Source organism: Clostridium boliviensis (genome assembly GCF_033342255.1).
In the GTDB taxonomy this organism is placed as follows: domain Bacteria; phylum Bacillota; class Clostridia; order Lachnospirales; family Lachnospiraceae; genus Lacrimispora; species Lacrimispora boliviensis.
Genome location: NZ_JAWONS010000002.1, coordinates 22751 through 39362, shown reverse-complemented (window position 1 = coordinate 39362; position 16612 = coordinate 22751). Strand labels below are relative to the sequence as shown.

The window sequence follows — 16612 nt, the reverse complement described above, 5'->3', positions numbered from 1 at the left end:
GACCTGGTTCCGTCTGCTTTTTAACATCCCTATTTTTCTCTGTGGGGAAGGCGGCCCCGAAAGAATCTTTTTTTCAATTCTGAGACATGAAACGGTATGAGAGGATAGATATAACTTTTGCCTGCAATGGTCTTATTAAATACAATGGCGCACAGGGACAGGATAAAGCCGATTATAAAGCCCCATACATTGAAAAAGGCTGTTAAAACCAAAAGTATCATACGGATGAACTTAAATGCATAGCCCAGTTCGAAGCTGGACTGAGAGTAATTTGCCACAGTTACGAAGGCCATATATAACATGGTTTCACTGTTAAACCAGCCGGATTTTACAGAATATTCTCCCATGACAATACCGGCGATCACACTTAAGGGAGTGGTCAGCATGCTGGGAGTATTGACAGCTGCCAGCCTAAGACCATCAATGGCAAATTCCAGAATGAGAAGCTGGAAGATCAGAGGGACCTGTGGTTCTTCCGATAAGCGGATAAAACGAAGCCAGTTGGGGATCATTTCCGGGTTCTGCATAAACAGCAGCCACAGAGGGGTTAAATATATAGTCAGGACAGAAATGATCATACGTGACAGCCGCAGATAGGTTCCAGTGACAGGCGGAAAATAATAATCATCGGCTTCCTCGATAATATCAAATACGGAAGAAGGCAGTATCATGGCAGAAGGAGAGTTATCTACCAAGATTATGATATTCCCTTCCAGCAGGGATGCAGCTGCAGTATCCGGACGTTCGGAATATTTAAATTTTGGAAAAGGGTTGTACCATTTGTGTGGGTAAATACATTCCGCAAGGCTTTCCTGGTTCATGGTAAGAGCGTCAACTTTCAGTTTCATGATCCGCTCTTTTATCATGGTAAGAAGGCTTTCGTCCACCCGCCCTTTAAAATAGCAGATGGCAATGTCTGTATGGGAACTTTCTCCTGCATTCATGATTTCTACCGTAAGCTTGGGATCCCGGATTCTTCTCCGGATCAGAGCGGTGTTAAAGGTGAGGGTTTCAACAAACCCGTCTCTGGAACCACGTAATACCTTGTCTTTTTCCGGCTCCGATACGCTTCTTGCCGGATAGCTTCTGCAGTCGAGAGTAAAGCACTTATCATAACCATCAATAAACAGGCAGGAAATACCTGCAAGCAGCATCTTTATCATTGTTTCGTCATCTGCTACCAGACCGACCTGACTGTAAGGCAGCTTCTTTTTTGAAAAATCATGGGCATTGGCAGGAAGGTCTTCTGCCGTGATAGGAGCAAAATCCTCCATTAACTTCTGCCATACATCACTTTTTGTAAAACCTTCCACATAGTAAAGACATGCTTCTTTGTCTGCAATATGGAAGGTACGGTAAACCAGATCAAAGTTCACGTCTACATCCAGTTTCTTGTTTAGATAATTCATATTATCCGATAGATTCCTTGTAAATTCCATGGTAGTAATCTCCTTGCATTGGTAATAACAGCAATTTGGCAATAGGAAAAGTATGTGCATTTTTGTGAAAAATATGTTTTATTAAATCTGCATGGGTATCAAGGGCATTTTGTATAATTTTTATTGGAAAATATGGAGGGATTTTTGGTCGATTCCTGTTGTTTTTTGGCAAAATACACTAAAAATATTGACTTATGAGCGAAAAGATGGTATTATCGACCATGTGAGAAGCACAAGGGGTGCCTTGCGTGCGGTATTTTGGCATGGGGATGCCAAAATGCAAAACTACATAGTGTGACGGTTTAAGATCGTGACGGAGGATTGCCTTCTGTGGGGGAAGGGCAGTCCTCTAATTTTTTTTAAAGGATTGATAGAGAAGAAGATCTTACATATAATAGGAGAAGTGATAAGGAGGAATTCTATGTTGAAATATCTAAGGAGAGATAAGCGGGTCCGCAATATCATGACTTCAGTAGCAGTGATTGGATCGGCTTTATTGCAGACTTATGTCATACAGGCATTCATCAAACCGGCAGGTTTATTATCTGGAGGATTTACAGGAGTCGCTATTTTAATAGACCGTGTAACATCAATGTTTGGATTTACTATATCTACTTCTCTGGGAATGGTAATATTAAATCTTCCAGTAGCATGGGCATGCAGCAAGAGCATCAGCAGACGATTTACGTTTTTTTCCCTGCTTCAGGTATTGCTATCCAGTGCCTTTTTAAGAATCTTTCATTTTAGACCGATTTTTGAAGACAGTATCTTAAATGTAATCTATGGCGGCGTACTTTACGGGTTCGCGATTGTACTTGCACTTCGCGGGAATGCATCCACAGGCGGTACAGATTTTATTGCTCTTTATGTTTCCAATAAAACAGGCAGCTCCATCTGGACTCAGGTGTTTGTGGGAAATGTAATTCTGCTATGTGTATTTGGTGCTATATTTGGCTGGGATTATGCCGGATATTCCATTTTATTTCAGTTTGTAGGAACGAAGGTGGTATCCACCTTCCATCACCGTTATGAACGTGTTACACTCCAGGTTACAACAGCAAAGGGTCCCGAGCTTGCCGGAAAATATGTAAAGGCTTTCCGTCATGGCATTTCCTGCGTGGATGCGGTGGGAGGCTACAGCAGGAAGAAGATGTATCTTCTTCATACCGTAGTGTCTTCCTATGAAGTGGCTGATATCATAGCGCTGTTTCATGAAGTAGATGATCAGGTGATCGTAAACATGTTTAAAACCCAGGAGTTTTATGGAAAATTTTATCGCGCTCCCATGGAGTGATTCTTACCGCATCATAATATAAATCATATATACACCGTATAATAGAATCATAAATATACTTTCCACCCGGTTCAGCTCCTGCTTACTTTTGCACCACAGCCAGATGATCAGGCTTGCACCGATCAGAAACGCGGTATCATAAAGGGATAAGGGATTAATTTTGATCGGGCTGATTGCAGAAGAAACTCCTAACACCATCAGGATATTAAAAATATTAGAGCCAATAACATTGCCAAGTGCCAGCCCGTTCTCCCCTTTTCTGGAGGCAACAATGGAGGTTACAAGTTCCGGCAGTGAGGTTCCCATAGCTACAATGGTAAGCCCGATGAGGGTCTGGCTGAGACCAAAGGAAGCGGCGATTTTACTGGCATTTTCCACAACCAGATTACCACCCCAGACGATGGCGGCAAGCCCTCCCACAATAAAGATTGCAGAAAGCCAGAGTGGATGGGGGGCGTCTCCTTCTTCTTGTGCAGGTGTCCGGTTTGTAATTGCGTCACGTATGGTAAGACCGACGAATACGGAAAACAGGCAGAGAAGTATGATCCCATCCATTCTTGAAATGTCAAGATGGAAAAACATCAATAGAAATAAAATTGCGGTGATACCTACGCTGGCACCGTAATCCCAGCGGAGCCGGACGCCAAATGGACGTATAGCACCACAGGCCCCGAGGACGACTAAAAGATTAAAAATATTGGATCCGATTACATTTCCGATTGCAATATCATTGCTTCCCGACAGTGCGGCAGTGGTACTGACTGCCAGTTCAGGAGCGCTGGTGCCAAAGGCGACAATTGTAAGACCGATGATGATACTGGGAACCCTTAACGTTCTTGCGATGGATGAACTGGCCTCCACAAAATAATCGGCTCCTTTGATCAGCAGTACAAAACCCAAAATTAACCATAAGTACATCATATTGTTACCTCTTTCCTTTTTTTGTATTAACAGCAGCTGTTCCTGAAACAAAAAGCGAGACTTTCATTGCATGCAATATGCAACAAAAGTCTCGCTTATTATATGCGTACCGGTTTCATGCCTGAAATCAGGCGGAAACGTGACTGACGTATACGCAAAACACTTTGAGGTGTAAGCTACTCCCTTTTATCGGTTTTAGTATACTTAACATGTATGAGATTGTCAAGTATTACTGCCACATAACAAGTAAATATTTGCACAGTTAAGGTGCAAATATTTATTCGAAACCGGATGGGCAGTCAGCTATAATTGACTTAACCAGTAGAAAGGAGGAACTAAGAAATGAAAAAGTTAAGAGTCATTCTGAGAAAAAACCGATTATGTGGAATGATAATCAGGTCAGTATTGTAATGATGTTTGCCATCAACAGGGAAGAAAGAGCAATCTTTCACGATGTTTATGATAATTTAATTGTATTATTGATCGATAAACCAAATGCAGTAAAAGTTTTGGAGAGTGATGCTTATATTGATTTTATAGAAGTTGTAGTTGGCTGTTTTAACTAGAGAGGAGCCAGAGATGAAAAAATTTGAATATATCATAACAGAACGGATGGGAATTCATGCAAGAGCTGCCGGCATGCTTGTTAAGGAAATCTCTGTTTTTGAAAGTTCAGTCATAATAGAGAGAAATGGTCAGACAGCGGATATTAAAAGGCTTATGGCATTAATGGCGCTGGGAGTCAGATGCGGGGAAAAAGTAACTTTTTTGATTGAAGGTAATGATGAAGAGACAGCTGCAATAAAATTAGAAGCATTTTGCAGAGAAAATTTATAAAGTATGGAGAATTATTTATGTTTAATAGAAGCAGGCGCAAACTCTGACTGGTGCGCAGATGATGCACATGAATATAAGAGTTTGCGTCTGTTTTCTATGTGAGAAATTTCTGGTTTACACCTGATCCATAACTTTTAATAATTTCCTTTCAGTCTGCTTCTCTTTAACTTGCTGAACCAGTGAAAGTATATCAGGAACAGTATGGAGGTGACCGTCCACGTCAGGGGATAGCAAAATACCACGGTTTCAATAACCGGATGAATCGGCACGGCAGTACAAATCCATACAATTCTTAGGACGCAGACTCCAAGACTGGTAAGGATCATCGGAATCCAGCAGTCACCAGCTCCGCGAAGAGCACCGGAGTATATCTCTACGCAGACGTAAGTGATAAAAGCAGGAACCAGATAACGCAGGATCTGGGTACCTTTTGCAATCACTGCCTGATCTGTTGTAAAAAGGAGAAATACCAGGCTTCCGAATGTATAAAGCAGGAAGCTGAGTACAATGGATGAAAGAACGCACATGCCAAGACATACCCGGATTCCCTTGTATACCCGGTCTGATTTCTTAGCACCGTAATTTTGTCCCACAAATGTAGTAATGGAGATACCGAATGCGCTGATCATCATCCAGAACAGTGTGTCAATCTTACCGTACGCGGTCCAGGCAGCTACCGTATCGGTTCCCAGTACGTTCACACTTGACTGAATAATGATATTTGACGAAGTGTACATGACAGATTGAAGTCCTGCAGGAAATCCGATCCTTATAATCCGCATCAGCATATCCCGGTCCAGTTTTAAAGAAGAAAGCATCAGCCGGTAGGCCTGTCTGGACCGCATTAGGACAATCAGAACCAGGATAGCGCTGAGAAGCTGGGAGAGTATGGTGGCAATGGCCGCACCCATAACACCCATATCAAAGTAAACCACCAGGAGGATGTCCAGAATGATGTTGGTAAAGCAGCTGGCAATCAAAAAATAAAGAGGGCGCCTGGAGTCCCCGATTGCCCTTAGAATACCAGCCCCCATATTGTAAACAAGATTAGGGATGACTCCAAGAAAGTAGATCCGCATGTATAACACACCATAGGGAAGGATGTCAGCCGGTGTATCCATGGCCTCTAACGCAAAGGGAGCCAGTAAGATTCCGATTATCATGATGAAAAAGCCACAGACAGCAGAAAAGGCCATGGCAGTATGAACCGCATGGCTCAGCTGACGTTTCTGTCCAGCTCCAAAGTACTGGGAGATAATGACTCCTGCGCCGGAGGAAAGCCCTATGAAGAACCCGACAAATAGATTTATGATAGTTCCGGTAGGACCTCCTACGGCAGCCAGTGCTTCTTTCCCTACAAATCTGCCTACAATAACGGCATCGGCGGTATTATAAAGCTGCTGAAAAAATGTTCCAAATAAAATTGGAAAGAAAAACAGAAGAAGCTGTTTCCATATCACTCCCTCTGTAATCTGATTCGACGTCCCTTCGTCTTTATATCTCGTATTCTTTTTCATAAAAATTCCTCGTTTATGTAATTATGTAATCGTTCATCATTATACCGTCTGGATTAAAAAAAGACAATCCCTGTCTTATTCGGTTTTATGAGCTTTTGTAAGTGCCTGATCCACTGCTTTTAACAGCACGCTGCTGGTGTAGCGGGACTCAGACGAGTAGGAGATGTTTTTGGTGGACTGGTTCTTTACAATCTGCGGAGATAAATTATCCATGGCGGGCTGCATAAGAGGATACATTGTGGTAACCGCCTCGCTTAAAGGTACCAGTGTAACGGAAGTGATTTTCTTAGAATCTACTGTGACCTCAACATTGATATCCTGGCTATTCAGCGTAATGGCAGAGGAATATACACCCGGTACATAGAGCACAGGATCGCCGGAAGTGGGGACAGTATCCTTCTTCGGGCGGAACATGACTAAAAACAGGGTTATGAGGAGGATTCCAAGGCCAACGAAGATCGCAGTATAGATGATCTCTTTCATTCGTAAAACAACAATTTTTGTTTTTGAGCTCATAAGACAGAAGCCCTCCGTACAGTTTTGTTATAATGTATGAAGGGGTTGGGGGATTTCATTCCTAAGATTTCATTGTTGTAACAGGAAATCTGTGCTAAGATAATAAACAAACATGTGTTTAGGGAAAGGAAGAAAAGTATGTCCCTTCAATTTATATTGGGCGGATCCGGTTCCGGCAAAACCCGCCGCCTCTATACGGAACTGATCCGGCAGTCTGCGAAAGAACCGGATACCCATTTTTTTGCCATTGTACCGGAGCAGTTTACCATGCAGACCCAGAAGGAGATTGTCTCCCTGCATCCGAACTTCGGAGTAATGAATATTGATATAGTCAGCTTTAAGCGTCTTGCCTACCGGATCTTTGAAGAGCTTGCAATTATAAATCCCCAGATTCTTGACGATATGGGGAAATCCATGGTGCTTAGAAAGGTATCTGCAGACAAGAAAAAAAGTCTGGTTTTTTATAAAGAGCATTTATCAAAGGCAGGGTTTATCTCCCAGTTAAAGTCCATGCTCTCAGAGTTGTACCAGTACGGTATTACTCCTCAGATGCTGACGGAGAAGATTCCGGACAGTTTAAGCCCTGTGCTGGCTCAGAAACTGTCGGATATTACTGTCGTTTACGAGGGATTTAAGGAATATATTGAAGGTAAATTTATCACATCAGAGGAGATTTTAGATGTGCTCTGCAATCAGCTTCCCAGGTCTGAGCTGATCAAAAACAGTGTCATTGCATTAGATGGATATACCGGATTTACTCCGGTTCAGTATCGTATTTTAGAACTGTTTTTCCGTTACAGCAAGAAGGTTGTAATAACCGTGACCATGGATCCTGGGGAGAATATGAGCAGAAAAACCGGAGTCCAGGAGCTGTTTTATATGAGCCGCCTGATGATTAAGAAACTAAACGATCTGGCAAAATTCACAGGTATCAGCCGGGAAAAAGACATTCTGCTTACGGACCACCCTGCAGTCCGCTTTATGAAAGAAGAAAAAGACGCTGCCTGCTATCTGGATTTTCTGGAGCAGAATCTTTACCGCTATACAGGTAAAACCTTAAACGGGCAGCCGGAATCCATTCATCTCTATCAGACACGAAATCCGTCGGAAGAGGTCGCATTTGTGATCCGCTCTATGGAAGAAAATATAAGAAAGAACGGGCTTCGATACAGGGATATGGCGGTAATAACCGGGGATTTATCCAGCTATGCCAATGAGATCATTCATCAGTTTCAGTTAAGCCGTGTGCCTTTCTTTTTAGATGATAAGAAAAGCATCTTAAAGAATCCTATGGTCGAGCTCATCCGCGCAGCAATTGAGATTGTTCAGAAGGATTTTTCTTATGAATCCGTGTTCCGTTATTTAAGAACCGGGCTGATTGTATCCCCGGAACATATGGACCAGGCAGACAGACTGGAGAATTATGTCATAGCCATGGGGATCCGGGGTTTTAAACGGTGGGAAGCTCCCTTTGAGGGGTGGTATAAGGGTGCCAGAGAGTTAAATCTTGTGGAATTAAATCAGTTTAAGGAGGCGATAATGGGCCCTCTTAAATGTCTGCGGGAAGAATTTAAAAGAGAAGACTCCACGGTAAAGACCATGACTGCCGCAGTGACTGCGCTTTTAATGGAGACAGGCATTGAAGAGAAGATGCTGGATTTCGAAAAAAAGTTTCAGGAGATGGGAGAATTTGCTCTTTCAAAGGAATACGGCCAGGTTTATGGACTGGTAATGGATTTGTTTGACCGTCTGGCAGGACTGCTTGGAGATGAGCATGTCAGCAGGAGAGAATATGGGGAGATTTTAGATGCTGGTTTTGCTGAGATTAAAGTAGGTGTGATACCGGCAGCCGTGGACCGGGTTGTCGTGGGTGATATTACACGAACCCGTCTGGATCATATTAAGGTTCTTTATTTTGTGGGAGTAAACGACGGACTGGTTCCGGTTAAGAAGGAGAAAAGCAGCTTATTTACGGACAGAGAAAGAGAATTCTTATCTGATCATTCCATAGAGCTGGCCCCCACTTCCATGGAAGAAGGTTTCCGCCAGAGGTTTTATTTGTACTTAGCACTTACCAAACCGGAGAAAGAGCTGGTGTTATCCTACTCAGCCATGGACGGCAGCGGAAAGAGCAGGCGTCCCTCCACATTAATCGGAGAACTGAAGAAGCTGTTTCCCGATTTAAAGGAATCGGCTCCCGGTGAAGGAGGCGTGCCCTTAAACTTACGTGAAGCAAAGAGCCGGCTTGCAGCCGGTATGAGAGAGTATGGAACAGGAGGAGGGGACAACCGGCTTCTGGAACTGTTAAAAGCGTTTTTGTCATCTCCAGAATACAGAGAGGAAGGAACCCGTCTGATTGAAGCCGCTTTTTATGTATACCAGCAGAAGGGAATTGGAAAAGCGGCTGCAAAAGCTCTTTACGGACCCGTCATCAACGGAAGCGTGACCAGGATGGAACAGTATGCGTCCTGTGCTTATGCCCATTTCTTAAATTACGGTCTGGAACTGATGGAACGTCAGGAATATGAGCTGGCAGCCATGGATATCGGGAATCTCTTTCATGATTCCATTGATTTATGGTTTGGGCGGATGAAGGAAGAAGGCAGGGATTTTAAAACACTGACAGAAGAAGAGCGTCAGGCGATGGTGCACGAATGTGTAACGAAAGTAACGGAGGAATATGGAAATACGGTCTTAAAAAGCTCTGCAAGAAATGCATACCTTGCAGGAAAGGTGGAACGGATCACGGACAGAACGGTCTGGGCACTGACGGAGCAGTTGAAAAAAGGGGATTTCACCCCTGTTGGATTCGAAGTTTCCTTTTCTGCAGACGATCATTTAAAAGCAATGAGACTTCCTTTATCAAAGGATGAAGCCGTTCATTTAAGGGGCCGGATCGACCGTATGGATTTATGTGAGGATGAGGAGGCAGTCTATGTTAAGATCATCGACTACAAATCCGGAAGCACGGCATTTGATTTAACTTCCCTTTACTATGGTCTGCAGCTGCAGCTGGTGGTCTACATGGATGCGGCACTTGAGATAGAAGAGAGAAAAAGACCGGATAAGCAGGTTGTTCCGGCAGGTATTTTCTATTACAATATCAACGATCCGGTTGTGGACAAAGACGGTGAGATGACTGAGGAGGAGATATCAGGCCGGATTTTAAAACAGCTTCGTATGAATGGGCTTGTTAATACAGATTTAAATGCAATCGCTCATCTGGATCATGAGATTGAGACGGAATCGGATGTAATACCGGTTGCCATGAAGAATGGAATCATTCAGGAGGCGCGGTCATCGGTAGCAGGAGGAAACCGTTTTTCCGCCTTAAGGCAGTACGTTCAGGAAAAACTGAAAACAGAAGGACGGGAGATCTTAGATGGTGTGATCGATGTAAATCCCTATAAACAAAGCAATAGAACTGCTTGTGATTACTGTCCCTATCATGCTGTCTGCGGGTTTGATCTAAAGACGGAAGGGTATGGATTTAAAAAGTTTAAGGCCTTAAAATCCGAGGAGATATGGCCGGTTATTGAAGGAGAAGCGGAGGAAGGAGAGGAACATGGCAATCACCTGGACAGAGGAACAGAAAGCAGTCATTGAAAGCAGGAACAGAAATCTCCTGGTATCGGCAGCAGCGGGAAGCGGTAAAACGGCTGTTCTGGTGGAACGCATTATACAAATGATTACGCAGGGAGAGCATCTCCTTAAAATAGATCAGCTTCTGGTCATGACGTTTACAAAGGCTGCTGCAGATGAGATGCGGGAGCGTGTTTTAAAGGCGGTGGATGAGAAGCTGATGGAACAGCCGGATAACGATCATCTTCAGATGCAGGCGGCCATGATTCCCTACGCCCAGATTACCACCATAGACAGCTTTTGTCTGGGGATTATCAGAGAATATTACAGCCGGTTAGACATTGATCCTGCTTTCCGTGTGGGAGATGAAGGGGAATTGATTCTCCTTCGGGGAGATGTGATGAAGGAGATGCTGGAGGAGTTCTATGAATCAAAGGATCCTTCTTTCGAATGTTTTGTGGAGACGTATGCCACCGGCAAGACGGACCGTGGAATTGAAGATTTCATCATGCAGGTATACCGTTTTTCCCAAAGTAATCCCTGGCCCAAGGAATGGCTTAATAACTGCAGAAATGAACTTGAATCCTGTGATATGAAACATATGAAGGATACTGCCTGGATGCGGTTTTTGATGGAGGATGCTTCGCTTTTACTGGAAGAGTTGTTGATTCAGACAGAAGCTGCCATGGAGATCTGCCAGGAAGAGAACGGGCTGGAGGCATACCTTCCCATGCTTTCTAACGATACTGCCATGTTAAAATCGCTGCTGGAAGCGAAGGAGTATGAGCAGTTGAACTGCCGGTTAAAGGAGGTATCATTTGCCAGACTCGCCTCCATACGAAGCAAAGACATTGACCAGGAAAAAAAGGCGGCTGTAACCGCAGTCAGGGACCGGGTAAAAAAGGGTCTTGGAAAGCTTTGTGACTTATACTGCTTTGAGTCTCCAGAGGAAGTGGGAGCGGATATGGAAGGGACGAAAGAAGCTGTTTTCATGCTCCTTCACCTGGCAGAAGAATATTCCCGCAGATATCAGGAGAAAAAGAAAGAACGCAATCTGGTGGATTTTAACGATCTGGAGCATTATGCCCTTCAGATTCTATTAAAAGAAGAGGACGGGGTAAGAATTCCAACTCAGGCGGCGGATGAATTTTGCCGGCAGTTTGAGGAGATCCTGGTGGATGAATACCAGGACAGCAATGAGGTGCAGGAAGCGCTGATCAACAGCATTTCCAGAGAGCGGTTTGGAAGCCCCAATGTTTTTATGGTAGGAGATGTGAAGCAGAGCATCTACCAGTTCCGTCTGGCAAGACCCCAGCTGTTTCTTGATAAGTATCAGAGATATTCCAGCGAGGAAGGAAGTTATCAGAAGATAGAGCTGCACCAGAATTTCCGAAGCAGAGAATCGGTATTAACCAGCATTAATGAAGTTTTTTATCAGATCATGACAAAAAATCTGGGAAATATCCGGTATACAAAGGAGACGGCGCTTCATCCGGGCGCTGTGTTTTCCCAGTGGGATGGCCGAGTGGGAGAGAAGACAGAACTCCTGCTCATACATGGTTCTTCCGATCAGTTAAAGCAGCTCGATGAAGATCGTGCGGATTATACCGCCAGGGAAGCAGAGGCAAAGGTTATTGCCTCCAAAATAAGGGATCTGACAGATCCGGATTCAGGCCTTCTTGTCTGGGATAAGAATTTAAATGGTACAGGTGGATACAGAATCTGTCAGTATTGCGACATTGTTATCTTATTAAGAAGCTTAAGCGGATGGGCGGAGGAAATTGTCAATATTATGATGAACGAGGGAATTCCAGCCCATGCAGAACGGAAAACAGGATACTTTTCAGCTGCAGAAGTGGAGATCGTTCTTTCCCTGCTGAATATCATTGATAATCCCATACAGGATATTCCGTTAGCTGCCGTACTTAAGTCCCCGATTGCAGGAATTACGGATAAGGAGATGGCTCATCTCATGGCTGTGTGGAAAAATGCAGCAAAAAAAGGTCAGGATCGAGGGATTTATGGTGCGTGGCAGCATTATTTAAAGGAGTATGAACAAGCGGAGGATGAAGACGCTCCTGCCTTGTTTGGGAAACTCTCCGCATTCTCCGAAACATTGTCTCTATTCAGGGAAAAAGCAGCATATTTATCCATTCATGAGCTTCTCTATGACATATATGAGGGAACCGGTTATTACGACTATGTTTCTGCCATGCCAGGAGGGGAGGTGCGGCGTGCCAATCTTTCCATGCTGGTTGAAAAGGCGGCAGCTTATGAACAGACCAGCTACAGAGGGCTGTTCCATTTTATCCGTTATATTGAAAATCTGAAAAAATACGATACGGATTTTGGGGAAGCATCAATTCTGGGAGAAGAAAATACGGTACGCGTCATGAGCATCCATAAGAGCAAGGGATTGGAATTTCCCATTGTATTTCTGGCTGGAATGGGGAAAAAATTTAATAAGCAGGATGCCTATGGAAAGCTGCTCATTGATCCGGATCTGGGGATTGGGACTGATTATATGGATCTGGAAAAGCGGATCAAGGCGCCCACCTTAAAGAAACATGTTCTAAAGAGAAAGACAGAGTTAAGCGCACTTGGAGAAGAGCTGCGGGTACTCTATGTCGCTATGACAAGGGCCAAAGAAAAGCTGATTATGACCGGACTGGACCGTTACCTGGATAAAAAGCTGGACCGTTACGCATCTGTTATGAGGGCGCAGGGTCAGATTCCATTTTCCATTCTTTCAGGGGCAGATTCTTATCTGGACTGGCTGCTGATGAGTGTTTCGGGTAGATATTCTCCTGACGGCATCCTGTCAGAGGAAGGACAGGATACAGGGAATATCATTATGAAGGAGCTGACTGTTTCCGGCCTTATTATGGGAGAGATGAAACGGCAGGTAAGTAAGAAACTGACGAAAGAAAGCTTTCTCCGGCTGGATACAAGAAAAAGCTATGACCAGGATTTTGAACGAGGTTTAAAGGAGGCACTAACCTACCGGTATCCTTATCAGGAGGATATAAGACTTCACACCAAGCTTACTGTTTCTGAACTGAAAAAGCAGGGGCAGTTTGTTGATGAAGAAGAGAGTGATTTTCTTCCGACAATCCCTGCATTTTTACGAGAGGAAATAAAAGAAGAAAAAACTGGTGGTGTCCGGCGCGGTACAGCTTACCACCGTGCCCTGGAACTTTTGGATTTTTCAAAGGTGAAGACTGCAATGGATTTATCATCTGCACTGGAGAAATTAAAAGAAGACGGACGGCTAAGCGGGGAAAGCTTTGCCCTGCTTTCAGAACCCCGGATTTTGACATTTATTAACTCTCCATTAGGAAGGCGGCTGGCAGCAGCTCAGGAGAGAGGCCTGTTAAAGAGGGAACAGCAGTTTGTAATTGGGATACCGGCCAGGGAGATGGATGTGGCTGATTCCGATGAACGTATACTGATACAGGGAATTATAGACGCCTATATGGAAGAGGAGGGACAGCTTGTCCTGGTGGATTATAAGACAGACTTTTTAAACGAAGGGGAAGAATCCATTCTTTTTGACCGTTATGGAATACAGATGGAGTATTACAGGCGTGCTCTGGAGCAGATCACTGGTAAAAAGGTGAAAGAGATGATCATTTATTCCTTCGCTCTGAAAAAAGAAGTCGTAATAAGCGGATCATAAAATCTTAAGAAGGAGATGGTAAGATATGATACCTGACAATGAAGTAAGATTAACTCAAATGACGAAAACAGCCGGCTGTGCCGCTAAGATCGGTCCCGGAACCCTGGCCGGTATTCTGGAACATTTACCGAAATTTCAGGATCCCAGTCTTCTGGTGGGGATTGAAACCTCGGATGATGGTGCGATTTATAAAGTAAATGAGGAACTGGCACTGATTCAGACGCTTGATTTTTTTACACCGGTCGTAGATGATCCCTATATATTTGGCCAGATTGCGGCTGCCAATGCACTCAGTGATATTTATGCCATGGGAGGAGAACCGAAAATCGCGCTGAATATCGTGGCCTGGCCGAACTGCTTAAATCCTGGGATTCTGGGAAGGATATTGGAGGGTGGAGCGTCAAAGGTTCTGGAAGCAGGTGCCGTACTGGCAGGGGGGCATTCCATTCAGGATGAAGAACCGAAGTACGGGCTAAGTGTAACAGGTTTTGTCCATCCGGATAAGATTTTTAAAAACTGCGAAGCCAGGCCGGGAGATGTTTTAATTCTGACCAAACCCCTCGGAACCGGAATCGTTAATACTGCGGTAAAGGCTGATCTTGCTTCCAGTGAGGCAAGAGAGGAAGTTATAAGAGTTATGACTTCATTAAACCGCAGGGCCAAGCAGGTCGCGGAGCAGTTTGAGGTTCACAGCTGTACCGATGTGACAGGGTTTGGTCTGGCAGGCCATTCGGTTGAGATGGCTGAGGGAAGCGGTGTAACACTGGAAATTTCAGTAAGTGATCTTCCGGTACAGAAAGAAGCCGTGGAACTTGCGAGAATGGGGCTGGTGCCGGAAGGAGCATATAAAAACCGCTCCTATACCAGTGACCGGGTGGATTACGGTGATACGGAGGAATGTATGATTGATATCTTCTGCGATCCCCAGACTTCAGGAGGGCTTTTAATCAGCGTTTCCAGGGAAGACGGGGAGCGGATTATGGAAATGTTTCCTCAGGCAGGTATGGAAACTGTCTGCCGCATAATAGGAAGAGTTACAAATAGACAGGAAAAAGCAGTAAAACTGGTGAATCACTTATGATCTATCTGGATAATGCAGCCACTTCCCTGCAAAAACCTGAGGAAGTAAGACTGGCGGTAGCCGATGCCATGCTTCATATGGGCAATCCCGGAAGAGGGATTTACGGGGCATCTCTTGATGCTGCCAGAATGATTTACGATACCCGGAGTCTGATTTCCCAGCTGCTTCATGGAGACGGTCCGGGACAGGTGGCATTTACTGCCAATTCCACGGAGAGTTTAAATCTGGCAATCGAAGGAATATTTCGTCCGGGTGACCATGTGATCACCACAATGTTGGAGCATAATTCTGTACTTCGTCCTCTTTACCGCATGGAGGACCGGGGAATGGAACTGACTATTCTGCCTGCAGATCAATATGGCTGTATTCATTATGAAGAGATTGCTGCTGCAGTCAGAAACAATACGAAAGCAGTGGTATGCACACATGCCTCTAACTTAACTGGAAATATCAATGATTTAAAGACCATAGGCGATATCTGCAGAAAGCATGGACTTCTTTTCCTGCTGGATGCTTCTCAGACTGCCGGAGTGTTTGACATTGATATGAAGGAGATGGGAATAGATGTGGTCTGCTTCACAGGGCACAAAGGATTGTTAGGTCCTCAGGGAACCGGTGGAATCTGCATCAGGAAAGGACTTGATATAGAGCCTCTGATTGTTGGAGGAAGCGGGATGCAAAGCTTCCTGCGGACACAGCCGGAGCAGATGCCGGAACGTCTGGAAGCCGGTACATTAAACTGTCATGGCATTGCGGGACTTCACGCAGCCCTGCTCTATATCAGCCGGACAGGTCTGGAGCTGATCCGGAATCGGGAGCAGTCTTTGATGAGACGGTTTTATGAGGGAGTAAAGGATATTCCAGCCGTTACCGTCTACGGAGATTTCTCAAAAAAGAGTCTGGAGCAGAGGGCCCCCGTTATAGCTCTTAATATTGGAAACCTGGATTCTGGTGAGGTGGCAGATGAACTGGCAGTTACTTATGGTATTTATGCCAGAGCAGGAGCTCACTGTGCTCCTCTGATGCACCAGGCACTGGGAACCGTCAAACAGGGTGCTGTGCGTTTTTCCATGTCTCACTTTAATACGGAAGAAGAAATCGATCAGGCAGTGGCGGCAGTCAGAGAACTGAGCAGCTGGGAACAGGAGACAATATGAGGCCAAAAGAGTTAAAAACCGTAGTGACTTTTCATACGGTTACAGAAGCGATTGCCATGGAGACGGCCTGTATAAAAGAAAAAATCCCTGGAAGAATCATTCCGGTACCGGGAGAGATTAAAGCAGGCTGCGGACTTTCCTGGGTCATGCCTGTTCATTGGGAAGGAGATATCCTGCAATGGATGGAACAGGAAGGTCTCAAGTGGGAATCTGCAGGGGAATATCTGATTTAGGAGTACAAACGAAAAATAATCAGAAAAATATATCATATATGTTAAAATGACAGCATATAATGACAAATGATTTGAAATAAAAATAGCGTTGACAAATAGTTTTACAATATGTTATAGTCAACCTGTCAGAGGTCACAAAATATGTTAAGTATCAGTATTCAAAGAAACTTATATATGCTCATAATTGGATGAGTGTTTCTACCAACTACCGTAATAGTTGTCTATAAGTTTCCTCGTGACGGGCAGGCGGCTTTTTTAGCTGCGCTGTTTGTGTTCACGTTTGGAGCGACAAAGGAGACGGTGGTTTTTTATTGCTTGGTTTTTAGGAACATTGCAATTTAACTGCCGTATTTTTG

Annotated in this window: 12 protein-coding genes and 1 riboswitch; of the genes, 8 read left to right on the top strand and 4 right to left on the bottom strand. The window is 44.3% G+C overall.

The window, feature by feature from the left end:
* Positions 1-29: 29 nt before the first annotated feature.
* Positions 30-1439 (bottom strand): spore germination protein, encoded by a 1410-nt coding sequence (locus RZO55_RS00150; protein ID WP_318062278.1) that lies wholly within the window; start codon positions 1437-1439, stop codon positions 30-32.
* Between the two features lie 421 nt (positions 1440-1860).
* Here RZO55_RS00150 and RZO55_RS00145 point away from each other — a divergent pair, with 421 nt between their 5' ends.
* Positions 1861-2733, top strand: coding sequence for a YitT family protein (locus RZO55_RS00145; RefSeq protein WP_318062277.1), 873 nt, complete (start codon positions 1861-1863; stop codon positions 2731-2733).
* Positions 2734-2736: 3 nt separating this feature from the next.
* Here the strand turns inward: RZO55_RS00145 and RZO55_RS00140 are convergent, their stop codons facing one another.
* Entirely contained in the window at positions 2737-3654 is a 918-nt protein-coding gene (locus tag RZO55_RS00140; protein WP_318062276.1) for a calcium/sodium antiporter, read from the bottom strand.
* Between the two features lie 380 nt (positions 3655-4034).
* Between RZO55_RS00140 and RZO55_RS00135 the strand changes: the two genes are divergently transcribed.
* Positions 4035-4220, top strand: coding sequence for a hypothetical protein (locus tag RZO55_RS00135; protein WP_318062275.1), 186 nt, complete (start codon positions 4035-4037; stop codon positions 4218-4220).
* A 13-nt stretch (positions 4221-4233) separates the two neighbouring features.
* Positions 4234-4491, top strand: coding sequence for an HPr family phosphocarrier protein (locus RZO55_RS00130; RefSeq protein ID WP_318062274.1), 258 nt, complete (start codon positions 4234-4236; stop codon positions 4489-4491).
* A 134-nt stretch (positions 4492-4625) separates the two neighbouring features.
* On the opposite strand, the gene RZO55_RS00125 is transcribed toward RZO55_RS00130, so the two are convergent.
* Both RZO55_RS00125 and RZO55_RS00120 read right to left on the bottom strand, forming a co-directional pair.
* A complete protein-coding gene (locus tag RZO55_RS00125; protein ID WP_318062273.1) occupies positions 4626-6008 on the bottom strand; it encodes an MATE family efflux transporter in 1383 nt (460 codons plus the stop codon).
* Positions 6009-6083: 75 nt separating this feature from the next.
* Positions 6084-6524 carry an FMN-binding protein gene (locus tag RZO55_RS00120; protein ID WP_318062272.1) on the bottom strand — a complete coding sequence of 147 codons (441 nt, stop codon included), beginning with the start codon at positions 6522-6524 and terminating at the stop codon, positions 6084-6086.
* 138 nt (positions 6525-6662) lie between these two features.
* On the opposite strand from RZO55_RS00120, the gene addB reads away from it, so the two are divergent.
* Genes addB through RZO55_RS00095 form a run of 5 tightly spaced genes read left to right on the top strand, consistent with a single transcriptional unit; the run spans position 6663 to position 16256 of the window.
* Positions 6663-10130 (top strand): helicase-exonuclease AddAB subunit AddB, encoded by a 3468-nt coding sequence (gene addB / locus RZO55_RS00115; RefSeq protein WP_318062271.1) that lies wholly within the window; start codon positions 6663-6665, stop codon positions 10128-10130.
* Positions 10090-13785: a helicase-exonuclease AddAB subunit AddA gene (gene addA, locus RZO55_RS00110; protein WP_318062270.1), complete on the top strand. Its 3696-nt coding sequence runs from the start codon at positions 10090-10092 to the stop codon at positions 13783-13785. Before addB ends, addA begins: the two co-directional genes overlap by 41 nt.
* A 25-nt stretch (positions 13786-13810) precedes the next feature.
* Positions 13811-14866 carry a selenide, water dikinase SelD gene (gene selD / locus RZO55_RS00105; protein ID WP_318062269.1) on the top strand — a complete coding sequence of 352 codons (1056 nt, stop codon included), beginning with the start codon at positions 13811-13813 and terminating at the stop codon, positions 14864-14866.
* Positions 14863-16023, top strand: a complete 1161-nt coding sequence (locus RZO55_RS00100; protein WP_318062268.1) for an aminotransferase class V-fold PLP-dependent enzyme — start codon at positions 14863-14865, stop codon at positions 16021-16023. Before selD ends, RZO55_RS00100 begins: the two co-directional genes overlap by 4 nt.
* Positions 16020-16256 carry a putative Se/S carrier protein gene (locus RZO55_RS00095; protein ID WP_318062267.1) on the top strand — a complete coding sequence of 79 codons (237 nt, stop codon included), beginning with the start codon at positions 16020-16022 and terminating at the stop codon, positions 16254-16256. Before RZO55_RS00100 ends, RZO55_RS00095 begins: the two co-directional genes overlap by 4 nt.
* A gap of 148 nt (positions 16257-16404) precedes the next feature.
* Positions 16405-16500, top strand: a riboswitch (purine riboswitch).
* The last annotated feature ends 112 nt before the right edge of the window (positions 16501-16612 follow it).

Excerpts from the sequence above, each read along its gene's own strand:
- selD (WP_318062269.1), top strand. The coding sequence starts at position 13,811 with ATGATACCTGACAATGAAGTAAGATTAACTCAAATGACGAAAACAGCC.
- RZO55_RS00125 (WP_318062273.1), bottom strand. The coding sequence starts at position 6,008 with ATGAAAAAGAATACGAGATATAAAGACGAAGGGACGTCGAATCAGATT.
- RZO55_RS00145 (WP_318062277.1), top strand. The coding sequence starts at position 1,861 with ATGTTGAAATATCTAAGGAGAGATAAGCGGGTCCGCAATATCATGACT.
- RZO55_RS00140 (WP_318062276.1), bottom strand. The coding sequence starts at position 3,654 with ATGATGTACTTATGGTTAATTTTGGGTTTTGTACTGCTGATCAAAGGA.
- addB (WP_318062271.1), top strand. The coding sequence starts at position 6,663 with ATGTCCCTTCAATTTATATTGGGCGGATCCGGTTCCGGCAAAACCCGC.
- RZO55_RS00095 (WP_318062267.1), top strand. The coding sequence starts at position 16,020 with ATGAGGCCAAAAGAGTTAAAAACCGTAGTGACTTTTCATACGGTTACA.
- addA (WP_318062270.1), top strand. The coding sequence starts at position 10,090 with ATGGCAATCACCTGGACAGAGGAACAGAAAGCAGTCATTGAAAGCAGG.
- RZO55_RS00150 (WP_318062278.1), bottom strand. The coding sequence starts at position 1,439 with ATGGAATTTACAAGGAATCTATCGGATAATATGAATTATCTAAACAAG.
- RZO55_RS00135 (WP_318062275.1), top strand. The coding sequence starts at position 4,035 with ATGTGGAATGATAATCAGGTCAGTATTGTAATGATGTTTGCCATCAAC.
- RZO55_RS00120 (WP_318062272.1), bottom strand. The coding sequence starts at position 6,524 with ATGAGCTCAAAAACAAAAATTGTTGTTTTACGAATGAAAGAGATCATC.
- RZO55_RS00100 (WP_318062268.1), top strand. The coding sequence starts at position 14,863 with ATGATCTATCTGGATAATGCAGCCACTTCCCTGCAAAAACCTGAGGAA.
- RZO55_RS00130 (WP_318062274.1), top strand. The coding sequence starts at position 4,234 with ATGAAAAAATTTGAATATATCATAACAGAACGGATGGGAATTCATGCA.